This is a genomic window from Ruegeria sp. AG1 (assembly GCF_056541705.1).
Window position 1 is genome coordinate 286,555 of sequence record NZ_JBQFYU010000005.1, and the last position, 18,471, is coordinate 305,025.

The 18,471-nt window shown below is 59.4% G+C and carries 13 protein-coding genes; 5 read left to right on the top strand and 8 right to left on the bottom strand.

The window, feature by feature from the left end:
• Positions 1–25: 25 nt before the first annotated feature.
• The 7 genes from ACR0B5_RS09765 to ACR0B5_RS09795 all read right to left on the bottom strand — a co-directional run bounded on the left by ACR0B5_RS09765 (position 26) and on the right by ACR0B5_RS09795 (position 8,419).
• Positions 26–1,330, bottom strand: a complete 1,305-nt coding sequence (locus ACR0B5_RS09765) for an NAD(P)/FAD-dependent oxidoreductase (RefSeq protein WP_480540166.1) — start codon at positions 1,328–1,330, stop codon at positions 26–28.
• Entirely contained in the window at positions 1,327–2,001 is a 675-nt protein-coding gene (locus ACR0B5_RS09770) for a TetR/AcrR family transcriptional regulator (RefSeq protein ID WP_480540167.1), read from the bottom strand. The genes ACR0B5_RS09765 and ACR0B5_RS09770 overlap by 4 nt, the downstream gene beginning before the upstream one ends.
• The gene (locus ACR0B5_RS09775; protein ID WP_480540168.1) at positions 2,002–3,555 is read right to left on the bottom strand and encodes a trimethylamine methyltransferase family protein; all 1,554 of its coding nucleotides are present in this window, start codon (positions 3,553–3,555) and stop codon (positions 2,002–2,004) included.
• Positions 3,555–5,957: a GcvT family protein gene (locus ACR0B5_RS09780; protein WP_480540169.1), complete on the bottom strand. Its 2,403-nt coding sequence runs from the start codon at positions 5,955–5,957 to the stop codon at positions 3,555–3,557. The genes ACR0B5_RS09775 and ACR0B5_RS09780 overlap by 1 nt, the downstream gene beginning before the upstream one ends.
• 112 nt (positions 5,958–6,069) lie before the next feature.
• A complete protein-coding gene (locus ACR0B5_RS09785) occupies positions 6,070–6,699 on the bottom strand; it encodes a glutathione S-transferase family protein (protein WP_480540170.1) in 630 nt (209 codons plus the stop codon).
• Positions 6,700–6,719: 20 nt separating this feature from the next.
• Positions 6,720–7,868, bottom strand: a complete 1,149-nt coding sequence (locus ACR0B5_RS09790; RefSeq protein ID WP_480540171.1) for an acetate/propionate family kinase — start codon at positions 7,866–7,868, stop codon at positions 6,720–6,722.
• 53 nt (positions 7,869–7,921) lie between these two features.
• Complete coding sequence (locus ACR0B5_RS09795; RefSeq protein ID WP_480540172.1) at positions 7,922–8,419, bottom strand: class I SAM-dependent methyltransferase; 498 nt, start codon at positions 8,417–8,419, stop codon at positions 7,922–7,924.
• A 231-nt stretch (positions 8,420–8,650) separates the two neighbouring features.
• On the opposite strand from ACR0B5_RS09795, the gene ACR0B5_RS09800 reads away from it, so the two are divergent.
• Genes ACR0B5_RS09800 through ACR0B5_RS09820 form a run of 5 tightly spaced genes read left to right on the top strand, consistent with a single transcriptional unit; the run spans position 8,651 to position 15,860 of the window.
• Positions 8,651–10,423 (top strand): ABC transporter ATP-binding protein, encoded by a 1,773-nt coding sequence (locus ACR0B5_RS09800; RefSeq protein WP_480540173.1) that lies wholly within the window; start codon positions 8,651–8,653, stop codon positions 10,421–10,423.
• Positions 10,416–12,326: an ABC transporter substrate-binding protein gene (locus ACR0B5_RS09805; protein WP_480540174.1), complete on the top strand. Its 1,911-nt coding sequence runs from the start codon at positions 10,416–10,418 to the stop codon at positions 12,324–12,326. The genes ACR0B5_RS09800 and ACR0B5_RS09805 overlap by 8 nt, the downstream gene beginning before the upstream one ends.
• A 14-nt stretch (positions 12,327–12,340) precedes the next feature.
• Complete coding sequence (locus tag ACR0B5_RS09810; RefSeq protein WP_480540175.1) at positions 12,341–13,369, top strand: ABC transporter permease; 1,029 nt, start codon at positions 12,341–12,343, stop codon at positions 13,367–13,369.
• Positions 13,366–14,520 (top strand): ABC transporter permease, encoded by a 1,155-nt coding sequence (locus ACR0B5_RS09815; RefSeq protein ID WP_170659814.1) that lies wholly within the window; start codon positions 13,366–13,368, stop codon positions 14,518–14,520. Before ACR0B5_RS09810 ends, ACR0B5_RS09815 begins: the two co-directional genes overlap by 4 nt.
• Positions 14,517–15,860, top strand: coding sequence for a CoA transferase (locus ACR0B5_RS09820; protein WP_480540176.1), 1,344 nt, complete (start codon positions 14,517–14,519; stop codon positions 15,858–15,860). Before ACR0B5_RS09815 ends, ACR0B5_RS09820 begins: the two co-directional genes overlap by 4 nt.
• A 92-nt stretch (positions 15,861–15,952) precedes the next feature.
• Here ACR0B5_RS09820 and ACR0B5_RS09825 read toward each other — a convergent pair whose 3' ends face one another.
• Positions 15,953–18,310, bottom strand: coding sequence for a mechanosensitive ion channel domain-containing protein (locus ACR0B5_RS09825; protein ID WP_480540223.1), 2,358 nt, complete (start codon positions 18,308–18,310; stop codon positions 15,953–15,955).
• Between the last annotated feature and the right edge of the window lie 161 nt (positions 18,311–18,471).

Sequence of the window (18,471 nt, forward strand, 5' to 3'; positions counted from 1 at the left end):
ATGTTAGGGCCAATTGTCGGGCTGACTACCCCAGGACCGAAAAACTGCTTTCTTCGTTGATCGGGCGGTTGCGCGAATAGAATCCCACATCAATCACGCGTTTGATGTAAGGCAGTTCGAACTGCAGCGGTTCGGCATCGTGGTCTGCACCGCCCTCGCAATAGTCGATCAGAGCAGTCATCATCTTGCCCGCAATCGGCGCGTTCTTGTATTGGTTCCCGCTGGTGCCGCAGGCCATGTAGAATCCCGGCAGGCTGGATTTATCGTAGATCGGAATCCAGTCAGTCGACGCATCATAGAGGTCAACCACACCCCGCGTTTTGGACGGAATACCAAGGCTTGGCACCCGCTGCGCATAGCGCATCGCCTGCGTCGTCCACTGGTCTGTGAAATCGCGGTTATATGTCTTGTCATCCTCGCACCATTGATGCGGATCGCATTCGGGATCCTCGGACCCCACGAGTATATGATTCCCATGCTCAGGGCGGCAGTAGCAGGCGATGTCACTATCCGAAACGATGGTACCGTTGTTTTCGAAATCGAACCCCTCAGGCGCGGGAACATGGACCACTTCCTGCCGCAGAGGACGGGTTTCGATGGTCATGTCGTCCAGAACGCCAGCCATGCCGTTGACAATGGCCGATCCCGGCCCGGCCACGTTTACCACGACCTTGGCACGAATTTCTTCGCCCGTAGCCAGTTTGACACCCGCCACGCGCCCGTCCTCAATGAGGATCTCAACAACCTCGGCCCCGGTGCGCAGCTCAGCCCCGTTCTGGATTGCCGCATCCATCAGGTTCTGCGCCGAAAGCGCCGGGTCTGTGACATAGCCTGCCTGAGGCCAGAACACACCGCCCTGCATCTTGCGCCCATTCGGTTGTCCGAACTCCGGGTCGTCCATTCGGCGCGCAGGGGCGAAGCTTTCCAAAGAATAGACCGGTAGGCGTTCCGTGACAGTCTCAGGCGACCATTCCTCGAAGGGGCAGTCCAGATCCGCGCTGTTTTGCATATGCTTTTCCAGCATCCCATTGGCGTCTGTTTTCATCACCAGGCAACCGGTCTCGCGGAACTGCGCCAGATTGGCATCTGCGGGCAGGCCCAGATACGCGGCCCAATCGCGCCAATAATGGTAGCCCTCCCACGCGAAAGCCGTGCCATCGAACGTTGAATAGTGCATGCGGATGATCGCGCAGGACCCCGCGGTCGAGCCATGGCCGACCTGCGTATTGCGGTCCAGAGAAAGGGTTTTCCATCCGGCCTTGGACATCTCGAACGCGATGGCCGCGCCAATGACGCCTGTCCCGATTATGATTGCATCTGGTTGGCTCATTCTGTCTTTCCTTCCCAATAGCGCTTGGAATAAGCGCGAAATTCTTCAATTTCCTCGGCCCGAGGCTGAACCCCTGTGAAAGCATGCAGGTAGTGGGGCACCAACGAAAGCCGCGTTTCCATCGGCTCGTTTAGCTGCGCCAGATCATACCCGATTTGCATGTAGTAAAGGACGCGCGCCCGGGTTTCGGCTTCAATGTCCGAATAGCCAAAACGCGCAAACATCGCGTGCAGCGCCTTGAGGCGCCGCGCGTCGGACTGATCCAGCGCATTGCGCACCTTGCCCGATTTGCGGGCCCAGTCCCGGATGGCAAAATCAAGCGCCGTGTCGAACAGATCCGTGTTCACGACGCATCGCTGCACGTTGCAGACCGCACTGGTAATTGTTTCGGCTGGGGCCTCGGACTGCGCGATCAACGCCGCCGTATTGGTCGCCTGCCACCGCGCCAGCAAAGCATCAAGAAGTTCCTGCCGCGATTTGAAGTACCAATAGAAAGACGAGCGGGACACGGCCATGCGCTCGGCCAGGTTCATGACCTTAATCTGATCCACCCCGTCCGAGATCAGCACGTCCATCGCCACATTCAGCCAGTCATCTCGCGTGACTTTGATATTGCCGACCAGAGGCTCGGCCTTGGGGTCATCGCGGTGCAAGATCGGTTTGGTGCTCATTCAACTCTCCGGCGGCGCGCCGCCTTCGGCAGTTCGCTTAGCGATGAAATCGTGCAAGGCGCCCAGACGATCACTATCACCTACGGGCGGTTTGAAATCATTCAGGATGCCTTTCCAAACACCCGTTGCACGTTGATTGGCGTCGACAGATCCACGCTCGGCCCAGGTGCCGAAATTGGCGTAGTCATGGACATGCGGCTGGTAGAATTCGGTATTGTAGCGCTCCATTGTCTGGGACGAGGCAAAGAAATGCCCGCTGGGGTCAACCTCACTCAGCGCGGTGTCAAAGCCGATTTCAGCCTGTCCGGCCTGCGCACCGGCACACAGTTCAGCTACCATGTTTAACACTTCGGCGTCGCAGATCATTTTCTCAAACGACACGCTCAGCCCGCCTTCGAGCCAGCCTGCCGAGTGGATGATCACCGTAGCCCCGGCCATCAAACAGCCCCAAAGGCCAAACTGGTTCTCATTCGCGGCCTGTACATCGTTGATGTTCGAGGCCGACCCGGCCGCCGACCGCCATGGCAGGCCCAGGAACCGTGCCAGTTGGCCCGCAGCCAAAGACGCCTGGAAATGCGAGGGCGTCCCAAAGGCCGGAGCGCCGGATTTCATATCGACATTGCTGGTGAAGGTTCCATAGCAGACCGGCGCGCCCGGGTTCGTCAATTGCGTCAGGGTCACGGCCGCCAGAGCCTCGGCATGGGAAAGCGTGATGGCCCCCGCGACCGTGATCGGGGCCATCGCCCCCATCAGGGTGAATGGCGTGACGATCGACATCTGACCATGGCGCGCAAAATCGATCAGCCCTTGCGCCATCGGGATATCCAGTGTTCGCGGACTGTTGGTGTTGATGATCGTATAGCAATGCGCGTCACCTCGGAATTCATCATCTGAAAGCCCTCGTGCGATAGAAAGCATCTCAAAGCTGTCCAACACCTGAGGGGTGCCGCGCGAGAAGAAGAAGGGGAACTTGTCCGTCAACTCCATCTGCGCCTGCGTTGTGAAATAGTGGCGCAGATGGGTCGGCACATCCTGTGGCTCGACCTGAGGCGAAATCATCTGGAAGACATTGAAGTGATGCGTCAGCTTCAGAAACTCGATGTAGTCCTGACCCGACGCCGGTCGCCTGCCCCGTTCCAGATCGGTTGCGTTCGGCGCACCTGCACCCGGTTGAAATACAAGCGAACCCAGTTCCAGCGTAAAATCGCGGTCCCGCGCCCCGGCATGACACGCGATGGATTTGGGGGCCGAGGCCACGGCGGCCTCAACCAAATCACGCCCGATAAAGACCATTTGAGTGTCCTCATCCACACGCGCACCTGCCTTGGCAAAGATGCGGCGGGCTTCGGGCAGCAGGACTTTCACCCCAAGTTCCTGCAACACACGCAGCGCCGTTTCGTGCATGTCCGCGATCTGATCTTTGGGGAAAACCTCCATCTGCGGGAACGGGTTGCGCAGCTGGCGGTAGTTCACATCGCGCGAAGGCGGTGGGGCGGCATCTGCACCCCGCCCGCGCCGTCGCCGACCACGCTCGGATGTCTGCGAGATAACCATCAGCCCCTCATCGCCTTGCCCTGCGGATCGTAGGGAGAGGGCGGAACCACGCGCGCAGGCCGTTCCACACCAACCACATGCACGGTCAGTTCCGTCCCCGGCTCGGCCTTGTCACGATTGATCAGTGCCATCGCCAGAGACTTGCCCGTGTAGTGGCCGTAGCCGCCCGAGGTGACAAAGCCGACGCGTTCGCCATTGGACCAGATCGGCTCATACCCGCTGGCGTCGGCATCCACGGCATCGACCTCAAGCGTCACCTGAAGCTGCGCCGGGCCATTGCCGTCACGTTCGGCCAAGGCGGCGTCTTTCCCGACGAAATCCTTGTCCCAGTCGATCCAACGATCCATTCCGGTCATGCCCGGCGTGTAGGCTTGGGTGAATTCAGCGGACCAAATGCCGAAACTCTTCTCCAACCGGGTTGAGAGCATGGCGTTGAACCCGCATTCGCGGATGCCTTCGTCAGCCCCGGCGTCCAACAGCATCCGGCGCAGTTTGATGTGATCGCCGTAACGGCAGTTGATCTCATACCCCTTTTCACCGGTCACCGACATGCGGGCGACGCGGGCGCGGACCAGACCGATATCGAAATCTCCACAACCCATGAATCTCAGGTCCGAGATATCCTGTTCCGCCAGCTTCTCGATCACGGCCTGCGATTTCGGGCCGACCACGGCAAAGCCGCAATACTCCTCGCCCAGATCACGGACAGTCACACCCTCCATCATGTGATCGTCGAACCAGCGCATGTGCCACGCACGAAGGTAGTAACTGCCCATGATCCACCATGTTCCGTCACCCCAGTTCAGCACGGTCAAGTCCCCTTTGAGCCGCCCCGTCTCACCCAGCATCGGCGCCAGCTTGGCGCGCCCCGGTCCCGGCAGTTTCGAGGCCATGACCTTGTCCAGCCAGGCCTGCGCATTCGGACCCGCCACCTCGAACCGGGAGAAACCCGAGATGTCCAACAGGCCAACACCTTCGCGGAGCGTCTTACATTCCTCCGCCACGATGTCATGGGCGTTCGACCGCTTGAGCGTCGGCGTTTCCTCGAACCCTTTCGGCGCGAAATAGAGCGGCACCTCCAGATCCCAGCTGACGCCCCATTTGCACCCGGCCTCAGTCATCGCATCATGCGCCGGGGCCATCTTCAGCGGACGACCGGCGGGCAATTGCTCATTCGGGTAAGTCATCACGAAACGGCGCGAGTAGAACTGACCGGTCGTTTCGCGAATGTAGCGTTTGTTCTGCGCGAAATCGCCATAGCGGGCGACGTCCATCGGCCACGCGTCGGCCTCGGGCTCGCCATGGATCATCCACTCGGCCAGAGTTTTGCCAACGCCGCCGCCCTGCAGGAACCCGGCCATCACGGCGCAGGCCGACCAGTAGCCGCGTTTGCCCGGAACCGGACCCACCAGAGGATTGCCGTCGGGTGAGAAGGTAAAGGCGCCATTGACCCATGTCTTGATGCCGACATTCTGGATCGAGGGGTAGCGCTCAAAGCCCAGCGTCAGCTCGTTCTCGATGCGGTCGAGCTGTTCCTGAAACAGTTCCTCACCATAGTTCCAGGGCGCCCCATCCATGGCCCAGTGTTCATGGTCGACCTCGTAGATCCCGACCAGAACGCCCTTCTGATCCTGCCGCATGTAAGTGAAGCCTTCGAGGTCGACAGTCATCGGCATCTCAAATTCGGCCTCGGCAACTTCGGGGACCGTGTCGGTGATCAGGTAATGGTGTTTTAGCGGAGAGACCGGCAGTTCCACTCCGGCCATACGCCCCACCTGCTTGGCCCAAAGGCCCGCCGCGTTCACCACATGCTCGCAAGTGATCGTACCCTTGTCGGTCACGACCTGCCAACCATCTGCGGTCTGCATCAGGCTTTCGACCTTGGTTTCCTCATAATATTCCGCGCCACGCTTTTTTGCCGCCGTCGCGTAGGCCTGCACAGTGCCGGTTGTGTCGATATAGCCTTCGCGATCCGCCCACATCGCGCCCAAAACGCCATCGGTGGACATGATCGGACAACGTCTCTGTGCCTCTTCCGGGGACAGAAGTTCGCAATCATCGATGCCGATGGATTGGAAGATGCGGTAGTTTGCCTGCAGCCATTCCCAGCGTTCCGGGGTGCCAGCCAGCGTCAAGCCACCGGTCATGTGCAGGCCGATATTCTGGCCGGATTCCTTTTCGATCTCGCTCAGCAAGTCGATGGTGTAGGCCTGCAAGGACGCCATATTCGGGTCTGCGTTCAGCGCGTGAATACCACCTGCTGCGTGCCAGGATGACCCCGAGGCCAGCCTCCGCCGCTCCAACATGACGACGTCCGACCAGCCGAACTTGGCCAGATGATACAGGACCGAGGCCCCAACGACACCGCCCCCGATGACCACAACGCGATACTGAGATTTCATCCTGCCCTCCGCTGCACGACTCGGGTGAAACGCTAGAGGCACTGTTCACTTCTGTCTAGACATTTCTGTACAGTGTCGAGCGCAAGCTGAAGCCGGCCAAATCAGGCGCGTTTTAGAGGCTGGCGCTGGGCCGGGATTTAATCCTGTCGAACCAGGCTTGAGTCGCGGTATTTGCTTCCGGGATACGCATTTTGATCACGCGGGCGAAATCGACAAAGACGAACCCGGTTATATCGGCGAGGGTAAAGTCCTCGCCCGCCATAAACGGGCTGTCCTGCAAATGGTCTTCGAGCAAAGCGAAGAACGCCCCCACCCTGTCGCGACCCCGTTGCGCAAGCTCGGGGATCTGCGGATAGTTCTCAGGTCCCGGAATGGGGCGGTCCTTGAAGGCTGGGTGACCGTTGCGTAGGGCCTCAGCAATCGGCATGCCGCCTTGCTGCTCGGCGATTGCGTTCCACATCAGAACACGGCCCTTTTCATCCGGCGTCTTGCCCATCAACGGGGGTTCCGGGCTCTGCGCCTCGAGATAGGCAGCAATCCCAAGGTTCTCGGTCAGAACCGTGCCTTCATCAGTCACCAGCACAGGGATCGTGGCCCGAGGGTTAACGGCGCGAAAAGCATCGCTCAACTGCTCTCCCTCCGCGATCGAGATTTGCCGAGTTTCGATCTCCAAGCCTTTTTCGGCAATGAACATACGCGCGCGGCGCGGGTTCGGAGCGGTGGCGCAGTCGTAAAAGATCATCCGTTTTCCCTCTGTCGTGTTTAGCTCAAAGCCTTGCCGACCGCCCGCGCGATCACCCGTTCTTCGTCGGTCGGGATCACGAGCACGGGTATACCGCCATCTGATATCACCGTCGCATTTTGGGCGTTGGCCTCGGCGTCCAGATGGATGTTGAGAAATCCCATCCCATCCAGCACGCTCTGGCGAATAGGCGCAGCGTTCTCACCAATGCCGCCGCAGAACACCACCGCATCCACGCCACCCAAAACAGCCGCCATCGCACCCAGCTCCCGCCTGATCCGGAAGACATAATAGTTTATCGCCTCACGCGCGCGGGGATCATCGCTTTCCAGCAATGTGCGCATATCGTGGCTGATCTCGCTGAGGCCTAGCAGGCCACTTTTCTTGTAGAGGATATGCGTTATCGCCTCGGCAGAGTGACCTTGCTCCATCAGATAGAGCAACACGCCGGGATCAAGCTGACCGCAACGGGTCCCCATAGGCAGCCCGTCAAGCGCGGAAAAACCCATGGTTGAGCCGATACTCTTTCCGTTGGCCACAGCGCACATCGACGCCCCGTTGCCCAGATGCGCGATAACCACCCGGCCTACGGCCAGATCCGGGAAATCCTCAGCCATCTTGCCGGTAATGTAGTCGTAGGACAGGCCGTGGAACCCATAGCGCCGAACGCCTTTCTCATAAAAGCGGCGCGGAATGGCAAAGGCATCGTTTACAAACGGATGGCCTACGTGAAAGGAGGTGTCAAAACACCCAATCTGTTGCGCACCCGGGAAAGCCGTTCGTGCAGCGCGGACGGCCGCCAGATTGTGGGGCTGATGCAACGGGGCCAGTGACGAGAGCGTTTCAAGTTGGGCCAGCACGTGATCATCCAGAACCGTTGGCCCTTCGAAGGTTTGTCCGCCGTGGACAATGCGGTGGCCTACACCGACGATTAGATCCGATTGAAGCAAAGGCTCGATGTTCTGCAAGATCGCCGCGACCCCGGCCACGTGGTCAGCAGGCCCGATCTCACGTGTCTCATGAAACCCGTCGCCGTTGATTTGCAATTGGGCGACCGGCCCCAGATTGTCCACCTGCCCGTGCCACAGCAATTCGGGTTCAGCGTCGGCGCGGTAAACTCCGAATTTGATGGTCGAACTTCCCGCGTTCAGCGTCAGGATGGCCTGCATTGCGTTCCTCCGGTTTGCTTAGCCTTTTGGTGGATCCGGACGCGCCTAAGGCGTCACCGCCGGTAGATAAAACAGCGCCCCTCGACCGCGCCCTCGGGCAAAGGCAATTCAGTCAGCGCATTGAAATACATTCGATCACTGGAAACCACCAGGCCACCCGGCGCCAGAAGCGGTTCAATCAAAGGCGAAACAAACCGCGCGAAGGCGTCGTTCTTTTCGCGGTTGTGCCCACCCAGATCCGCATGAATCAGGCTGGCCGTCGCGCCGAACCGGTCCACCGAGGCTGGCAGAGTGTCCCGCACATCGCCCAAAATCACCCGATCCTCGGGCGGGGTGGAATCGGGATGTGAAGCCACAGCGCGTTCGAAAACAAAAACCGAGCGGTTCTGAATGTACTGGATCATGTGGTGGTAGGTTCGACCGTTGCCCAAGCCCAGCTCGAACACTGGCCCGGACATGCCTTTTGTCTGCTCGATTGCAAAATCAAGGCAGGCGCGTTGCGACACCATGCGGTCAATAAACAGATCCAGTCGGCTTTGGTTTTCGGACACGGGAGATTCTCTCTTTGATACTCAACACCAGCTTAAATGGTGCTGGTCACGAACTTGATGGCAAAAACTCAACTGTTTGTGTAGTTGTAGAGGCGAAAGTTTCACATTCCCGCGACATTTCAGCCTAAGAACGGGTTTGACGAGTCGGGTGAAACCGCGCGACAGTAAGTCAAAAAACGGGGAGAATAAAAAGCCGATGCTCATCTACGGCCAAACGGGTGGAAAACCCGAATGACTGCGTTGTTGTCTGTCAGAGATCTCAGCATCGGTTTCGGCACGGCGGATTCAGTCGTGCGAGACGTGAATTTCGATGTGGAGGCTGGACAGACACTTGCATTGGTGGGTGAGTCTGGCTCGGGCAAAACAATCTCCTGCCGTGCCGTGTTGCGTATCTTGCCGCGCGTGGCGCAGATTCGCAGCGGCTCGATTATTCTGAACGATTCCAAGGGCAAGGCCGACCTGACGCGAATCAACGAGCGGGAGATGCGCAGCATTCGCGGCAACCGCGTCTCGATGATCTTTCAGGAGCCGATGCGATCTTTGTCGCCACTTCACAAGATCGGCAATCAGGTCAGCGAGGTCCTCTGGCTGCATCGCGGCGCGTCCGAGGCGCAGGCCCGCAAAGAAGTCCTGACCCAGTTTGAACGCGTGGGCTTTCCAGACCCTCAGCGGGCTTATGACTCCTATCCGTTCGAGCTGTCGGGCGGTATGCGCCAGCGCGCCATGATCGCCATGGCGATGGTCTCCAAGCCCGAGCTGCTTATTGCAGACGAGCCTACTACTGCGCTGGATGTGACCACGCAGGCTCAGGTTCTGGGGCTGATCAAGGAACTTCAGCGCGAAACCGGGATGGCGCTGATCCTTGTTACGCACGATCTAGGCGTAGTGGCGAATATGGCTGAACAAGTCGTCGTCATGCACAAGGGCCGCGTGATGGAGGCAGGCCCCGCCGCCCCCATCCTCACCGCCCCCGCGCATCCCTATACCAAGCAGCTGTTCGACGCGGCCCCGGCCATTCCGGATCAGGACGCCGTCGGCATTCCGATGCCCGACGAGGACCTGATCCTGCATATGAAAGGCGTTTCAAAGACCTACACGATGCGCTCCAGCAAGGGTTGGCAGGCCGATAAACAGATCCATGCCTGTCGCGGCGTCGACCTGAAGCTTGCACGTGGCAAGACACTGGCGATTGTCGGCGAAAGCGGCTCTGGCAAGACCACCGCTGCCCGGATTGCCCTTGGCGCCGAACTGCCCGATCCTGGCGGAGAGGTTCTGTTCTGCACCGCCCGAGGCGAAGACCCCATCCCGGTCCACCATATGACCCGCGCCCAACGCACTGCGTTTCAACGCAAGGCCCAGATGGTTTTTCAGGACCCTTATAGCTCACTTAGTCCACGGATGCGCATTCAGGATGCGATGACCGAACCGCTGGAAATCCACCGCATCGGTTCGATCTCGGAACAACGCGACAAGGCGGCCGAGATGTTGCAGCGCGTAGGGCTGAACTCGGACATGCTGAAACGCTATCCGCATGCGTTTTCCGGCGGGCAGAGGCAGCGCCTTTCTATCGCGCGCGCCATGATGCTGGATCCACAGTTGATTGTCTGTGATGAGCCAACCTCAGCGCTGGATGTCTCGGTTCAGGAACAAATCCTGACTTTGTTGGAGAACCTGCAGGACAGTCTGAATCTGTCCTATTTCTTCATCTCTCACGACTTGGCCGTAGTCGCCCGCATCGCTGACGAAGTCGCCGTGATGCGTCGGGGGCTGATTGTCGAACAAGCCCCGCCCGAAACACTCTTCTACAATCCGCGCCACCCTTACACCAAGGCGTTGATTGCCGCTCAACCAGAACCCGACATCAACCGCCCGATTGACCTGCAAATGGTCTCTCTGGGTGCCGGCGCGCCGGACAGTTGGGATGAGGCCTTTCGTTTCTCGGACACCGTGATACCTTCGCTGGTGGAATTGGAACCGGGCCATAAGGTACGTTGCCATGTTTAAGACCACTCGCCCTCTGATCCTGGCCGCCACTCTGGCCTTTGGCTGGACGCTGCCTGCACTTGCCGATGTGCCGGTTCCGCAAGAGAGCAGCTTTTGGTCGGCTGAGGTGAATGCCGGCGATCTGCCGCCGGTTTCGGACCGCCTCCCCAAAGACCCTCTGGTAGTGGATCTGGCCGCGAAGGGCCGTGAATTCGGCACCCCCGGCGGCACAATGCGGACCATGGTGACTCGGTCCAAGGATATCCGCCAGATGGTCGTCTACGGTTACGCCCGGTTGGTTGGGTTTGACGGAAATTACAATATCGTGCCCGACATTTTGGCCTCGTTCGAAAATGACGGGAACCGCAAGTTCACGCTGCATTTACGCGAAGGACATAAGTGGTCAGATGGCTCACCGTTTACGTCCGAAGATTTCCGGTACTGGTGGGAAGATGTCGCTAACAACGAATTGCTCAGCCCCTCCGGACCACCTGATTTTCTGATCGTCGAGGGCAAGGCCCCAACCGTCTCTTTTCCGGATGAGACGACCGTGATCTACGAATGGGATGATCCGAACCCGGATTTCCTGCAGACGCTGGCACAGGCCCGCCCGCCCTTCATATACCGCCCATCCGCTTTTCTGAAACAGTATCACGAAAACTACGTCGATCCTGAGGATCTGGCCGCGCAGGTCGATGATGCGCGCGTCAAAAGCTGGGCGGCCCTGCACAACAAACTCGACAACCTCTACAAGTTCGACAACCACAAGCTGCCCACGCTTCAGCCCTGGCTGAACGCAAGCTCGGGCAAGAAAATCCGCCACAACTTCGTCCGCAATCCGTACTACCACCGTATCGACTCCAAAGGGGTGCAACTGCCCTATATCGACGTGGTCGAGATGGAGATTGTGGCACCGGGACTGGTGGCCGCAAAGACCAATGCGGGTGAGACCGACCTGCAGGGGCGTGGTCTGGCCTTCCGGGATGCCTCGATCCTGAAAAAGGGTGAGGCGGTTGGTAACTATAAGACATTGCTCTGGAAAACCGGCGTGGCCTCGCAGATCGCGATCTATCCGAACCTGAACTACGCGGATGAGGTTTGGCGGGATGTGATGCGAGACGTGCGCGTGCGCCGCGCCCTGTCTTTGGGGATTGATCGCAAGACGATCAACCAGGCGCTCTATTTCAAACTGGCAAAACCGGGCGCGATGGCGGTTCTACCGGCCTCACCCTTCTACAGCGAAGAAAACGCCCAGGCCTGGGCTCAGTACGATCCCGATCTGGCGAACGCCCTGCTGGACGAGGCTGGGCTGAACGAGCGCGACAAGAACGGCATTCGGCTGCTGCCCGACGGCCGCCCGATGGAGTTGATCATCGAAACCGCTGGTGAGCGGCAGGAGGTTGAAAACGCCCTGCAGATCGTCACCGACACATGGCGCGAGATTGGCGTCGATCTGGTTATGCGCCCGCTGGATCGCGATATCCTGCGCAACCGGGTTTTTGCAGGCAACACGATGGCTTCGGTCTGGTTCGGCTGGGATGACGGGCTGCCCCAAATCCACACCTCGCCTGCCTATCTTGCGCCGACGGATCAGGTGTTTCTCGCCTGGCCGAAATGGGGACAGTATTATCAGACCGGCGGCGAAGTGGGTGAGGCCCCCGACATGCCCGAGGCTGAGCGCCTGATGACTTTGGTTCATGACTGGGAGACCGCCACAACGGATGAACAGCGCGCTGCCGTCTGGACCGAGATGTTGGAAATCCACGCCGACCAGCTATACGCGATCGGCATTCTCAACGGCGCGCCGCAGCCCATTGTCGTGTCGAACCGTTTGCGCAATGTCCCCGAGCAGGCCATGTGGGCGTGGGAACCCGGCGCGCACTTCGGCGTCCATCGCCCGGATGAGTTCTTTTTGGTCGACTGAGCAGGAGCAGCTAAATGATCATGCTGCGCTATGCGGTCTATCGCTTCTTCACGATGCTGCTGACACTGTTGGTGGTCTCGGTTCTGATATTCGTCATCATCAACCTGCCGCCCGGAGACTATCTGAGCAATCAGATCGCCGAGCTTCAGGCCTCAGGCCAATCCGCCGGTGTCGCCAAGGCCGAGTTTCTGCGGACAGAATACGCCTTGGATCGTCCCATGTGGGAGCAATACCTGATCTGGATGGGCTTCTGGCCCGGCCCCCACGGCTTCGAAGGTCTGCTGCAAGGTAATTACGGCTGGTCGTTTGAGTTCGACCGACCCGTCTCTGACATCGTGGGCGATACGCTTTGGCTGACGGTTGTTGTCAATCTTGCCGCGATCTTGTTCGTCTACGCCGTCGCCCTACCCTTGGGTGTGATCGCTGCCGCGCGATCGCGCACGTGGATCGATTATACCTCGGCGTTTGTCGGCTATCTGGGTCTGGCCACGCCGAACTTTTTGCTGGCGTTGATCCTGTTCTACTACGGTCATCAGTATTTCAACCTGCCCATCGGCGGCTTGATGGATCCCAAATTCGAAGGCGAACCGATGAGTTGGGACAAGCTGAAATCCATCCTTGTCCACCTGATCGTGCCGACCTTTGTCATCGGCACCTCGGGCGCGTCGGCGATGATGCAGCGCCTGCGCGCGAACATGCTGGACGAGCTGGGCAAGCCCTATGTTGAGACAGCCGTTGCCAAGGGCATGGCCCCATCGCGGATGCTGACCAAATATCCGTTGCGTGTGGCCTTCAACCCGTTCGTCGCCGACATCGGGAACCTGCTGCCCTCGATGGTGTCCGGCTCAGTTCTCGTATCGGTCGTGTTGGGCCTGCAAACCATTGGCCCGACCTTGCTGACGGCGCTGAAAACGCAGGACCAGTTCCTGTCGGCGTTCATCTTGATGTTCGTGGCCCTGCTGACCCTGATCGGCACCATGATCTCGGACATCCTGCTGGTCATGCTCGACCCGCGCATTCGGTATGAGGGGCGCGACGCATGACCCAACGACCCGATGACCGCTATGTCGATGACGCACCGTTCGACCCGCAGGCCTCGGTCCAACAGCTCGAGCGCGCCGATCTGGACGCTCCAAATTGGGTGCTGGTGTGGCGAAAGTTCCGCACGCACAAGCTGGGCCTGATCTCGGGCGTCTTTCTGCTGCTGTGTTACCTGATGCTGCCCTTTGCAGGCTTCATCGCCCCCTACGGCCCCAATGACCGGAACGGAGAGCACCTCTACGCCCCGCCCCAGTCGATCAACTGGTTCCACGAGGGCGAGTTCATCGGGCCCTATGTTTACCCTATCACAGCTGAAGCGGATCTTGAGACCTTCCAGTGGAAGTTCATTCCAGACACCGAGGATCCTCGTCCGATCAAGTTCTTCTGTGAAGGGTCCGAGTATCGCTTGGCCGGGTTCATCCCTTCTGACACGCATCTGTTCTGTGCCCCTGATGGCGCGACGCTGTTCCTATGGGGCTCGGACCGGCTCGGCCGCGATATCTTCAGCCGCATTCTCTATGGCGCACAGCTGTCGCTGACCGTCGGCCTGATCGGCATTTCGGTGTCGTTCTTCCTTGGTATCCTTTTCGGGTCGATGGCCGGGTATTTCGGAGGGCGCATCGACTGGACAATTAACCGTGTGATCGAAGTCCTGCGGTCCCTACCCGAACTGCCGCTATGGCTCGCCTTGTCCGCCGCCGTGCCCTCGAACTGGAGCCCCGTTGCAGTCTTCTTCATCATCTCGATCATCCTCGGCATTCTCGATTGGCCCGGCCTCGCCCGATCCGTTCGCGCCAAGTTCCTGTCCCTGAGAGAGGAAGAATACGTCCGCGCGGCAGAGATGATGGGCGCAAGTTCTGGCCGGGTGATCCGCAAGCACCTGTTGCCGAACTTCATGTCTCACCTGATCGCGTCGGCCACACTGTCGATTCCCGCAATGATCCTGGGTGAAACCGCACTGTCCTTCCTCGGCCTCGGCCTGCGTGCGCCTGCGGTCAGTTGGGGCGTGATGTTGAACGACGCGCAGAACCTCGCCTCGATCGAGATATACCCGTGGACGGCCATTCCGATGCTGCCCATCATCGTCGTCGTTCTGGCCTTCAACTTCCTTGGAGACGGGTTGCGCGACAGTCTGGACCCCTATCAGCAATGAGCCTGCTGTCCTCTCTTCCGGCGGCCAACAGCTATCGCACCACCGGCGAGGGAACCCTGCCCAGCGCCTTCGCCGTCTCCGAACTGGCAACCGCCAGCTTCGCAGCGGTCGGTCAGGAGCTAGCCCGGTACATGGCCGCCGCAAACTTGTCACCAACCGCGCCAGAGATCACGGTAGATCACCGCCTCGCTTCGCTCTGGTATCGCTATTCCTTCAAACCCGATAGTTGGGAGATGCCCAGCCTGTGGGACGCCATCGCAGGCGACTACCGCGCTTCTGACGGCTGGATCAGGCTGCACACCAACCTGCCCCACCACCGCGCTGCCGCCCTGAAAGTTCTGGGCACACAAGCCGACCGGGAAGCGGTGTCACAGGTCCTGCGTAGCTGGGCTATCGCTGACCTCGAAAGCGCTATTGTGGCCGAGGGCGGCGTCGCCGCCGCCATGCGCAGCCGCGCCGAATGGTTGGACCATCCCCAAGGCCGCGCCGTCAGCCGTGACCCACTGATCAGTTGGCAGAATCCACGTCGGATCACTCTGCGAGATCGTCCGGCTGCAACAGCCGAACACCCGCTTGCGGACCTACGCGTCCTAGACCTGACCCGCGTTCTGGCGGGTCCCGTCTCAACCCGCACATTGGCCGGGTTCGGCGCGGATGTGCTGCGCGTCGACCCTCCGGGCTGGGATGAGCCGGGCGTTATTCCCGACATCTCACTGGGCAAACGCTGCGCCTATCTGGACTTGAAGTCGACCGAGGGCCTGACCCACCTGCAAGACCTGTTGTCACAGGCAGATGTACTCATCCACGGGTACCGCCCTGGCGCGCTTGAGGCTCTGGGGCTTAGTAAAGCAAAGCGTGACGAACTGGCCCCCAACCGGGTCGAGGTCACTCTGGACGCCTATGGCTGGCAGGGCCCTTGGGCCACACGCAGAGGGTTCGACAGCCTGGTTCAGATGAGCGCAGGTATTGCCCATGCCGGGATGGAATGGGCGAATGCTGACAAACCCACCCCGCTGCCAGTTCAGGCCCTGGACCATGCGACCGGATACCTGATGGCAGCCGCAGTTCTTTCTGCACTGGCCGAGGCAGCCTCGGGAAATTCAATCATGCACGCCCATCTATCTTTGGCGCGCACCGCCGAGTTGCTGGCCATTCTTGGCAAAACCGATACAGGGCAAGACGCGATCACGGCCAACCAATCCGACTATTGCGAAGTAACCGAACAGTCCGGATGGGGCCCCGGCCACCGGCTAAAACCCGCACTGACCATTGGTCGGACGGTGATGAGGTGGGACCTGCCCGCCCCACAACTAGGCACCTCCAACCCAACCTGGCCTTGATGCGTCAAACGCCGCGCGGCACGCGCGGCCTGGCCCAACGCTTTGGACGGCGTCTCGTCAGAGACGCAGCCCAAAGGGGCGGGAGGACCGTCTTAGCGGTCGTCACCGCCCGGTCCGATGTCGTCCAAATAGTCCTCGTCAATCGCGGCCTGCACGGCTCCAGTAACTGCATCGCGCTGTTTCGGGGTCAGATCTTCCGCCTCTTTGCCATCAGCCAGACGAACGGTCACCTCACGATGCGCAAACTTGATGCCTTCGCGCGCAAACAGCTCTCGGATGTCCTGATACACTTTCTTGCGCACCAGCCACTGATCGCCCGGCTTGGTCATGAACTTGACCCGGATGATCATCGCCGAATCCTGCATCTCGATCACGCCCTGCGACTTCAAGGGCTGGATGAAGTTGTCGCCGATCACCGGGTCGCTCAGCAACTCCTGACCCAGTTTCTTGATCAGTTTCCGCACCTTCTCGACATCCGTGTCATAGGTCACGCGCAGAGGCAGCTTCATGATCACCCAATCACGCGAATAGTTGGTCAGAACCTTGATCTCCCCAAAGGGAATAGTGTTCAGCGCCCCCAGATGGTGGCGCAGTTGGAACGAGCGGACCGAGATTTTCTCGACCGTTCCCTTCACATCCCCAATGTCGATGTATTCCCCTTTGCGGAACGCATCGTCCAACAGAAAGAACGCGCCCGAAAAGATATCGCGCACCAAGGTCTGCGATCCGAACCCGACGGCCAGACCCACCACACCAGCACCAGCGAACAGAGGGCTGACGTTGATGCCAAGCTCCATCAAAACGATCAACACAATCGTCACGACAACGACCGCCAGGATCGCCCCGCGGAACAAGGGCAGCAAGGTGGCCAAGCGGCTCTGACCGCCTTCACCGCCTTCATCGCCCAGCTCGGCCTCGGAGCCGTCATCGGATTCCTCGGCGATCTTGCTGTCGATCCAGATGCGGAAGAAATTGAACAGGATGTAGCCGATAAACAGGATCACCATAACGTCCAACGCGCGCCCGATCGGCAGATCCTCGCTCCAGCTGGCGTCAGGGTTCCAGATCACCACCAGCGCGTAGCTGCCCACGACAAAGGCCAGAATGCCCGCTACTCGGCGGGCCAGATCCTCATAGGTCAGAATGGCGTGTTTGCGCTGTACAGCCTCGGGCGAGGGCGCCTCTGCCTCGATCTCTGCCTCGGCGTTGATCTGTTCGATCTTGCGGTTGCGATCGAAATAGCGCTCCAGCAGGTAGTTCATCGCGCCATAGGCCACTACAACCGACATGAAGATCGCATAGCTGCTGGCAACAATCGGGACCGAGTTTTCATTCTCAAGCACCAGATCCACGGCCAGCTTCGACCAGCTGAACACGATGTACAGGATCAGCACCGGAGCCCAAGCAAATGAGATGAAGCGCAGAATCCACGAGACTTGAGACGGTGCCCGCCCGCCCCGGATCGCATTTGAAATGGCCCCGGCGTTGAACAGGATCATCAGAATATTCAAGAAGGCCCCGAACAGGGTCAGGCACCCATAGACCAAAGCGTAGACGTTATAGTTCAGACCAAAATCCGCCACCCAGGTCGAAAACAGAACGACCGACACGTCATACGTCGCCACCGCCGATGCCCAGATATACAGCCGCTTTGCGTGGCGGTCGGAAAAGGGCGGCAAGCGATACTGGCTCAGGTAAGGTGACAGCACCATTCGCCACAGGTCCGAGATCGTGCGGGACAGGAAAAAGGCCGTGAAGATCGCGGTCACGGTAAACTGGATCGAGATATCTTCGGCCTCGCCAAAAAACAGATAGCCCACGATCAATGCCATCAACATGGCAAAGATCGTGCCGCCGATCCCCATCACGAAGCGGTACACGAGAAACGGCATCTTCTCGCGATAGCCCTGCGGGTTCTCCTTGATCCGCGCCACGACCCAGCGCTTGGCGATCCGTTTGCCATAGATCTCGGTTGAGAGCCACCGCCCCAACAGCAGGAAGAGGATGTTCCAGCCCAGAACCTCGACATAGGTCTGGATACGGCCATCTGGGCTGGTCTGACGCAGGATATACTCCACTTCGAACACCGAATAGGGCAGTGCCTCAAGGCGTGATTGGACCGATTCACGGAACTTGGTGAATCGCGCCTGTGTCCGCATCAGTTGCGAGGCCTCCGCCATGGGGTCAGCCTCAGCCGATTCCGCTTCGGGCTGCTCACCCGCGGTGGAGACCAGATTGCCCGAACTATCGATGACGATGACGCTGGCACCTGCCTCGGTGGCGGTACGGATCGCGTCGGCGAGATCACTCTCGTTGGTTGCAGTCTCTTCCGTTGCGGAACCCGAGCCATAGCCCGGTATCAGCGCGGTCTGCGCTGCCACACTGGCTGGAAACGCCAACAACAAAGCCCAAAATGCAAAAAGCGTCGCGGCCAGAAAGTTCGGTTTCATAGGGTCTTGCATCCAATTTCTTCACTGGCGCACACCGTACAGAACCTGTTGGACGTGTTCAAATCCTCCCGCCCGCCTGTTTTCGCGCTTTGATCGAAACGGCAACGACTGGTGCAAATTGAACCCATATCCTCAATATCCTGTTGCCAAATCGCCATGTT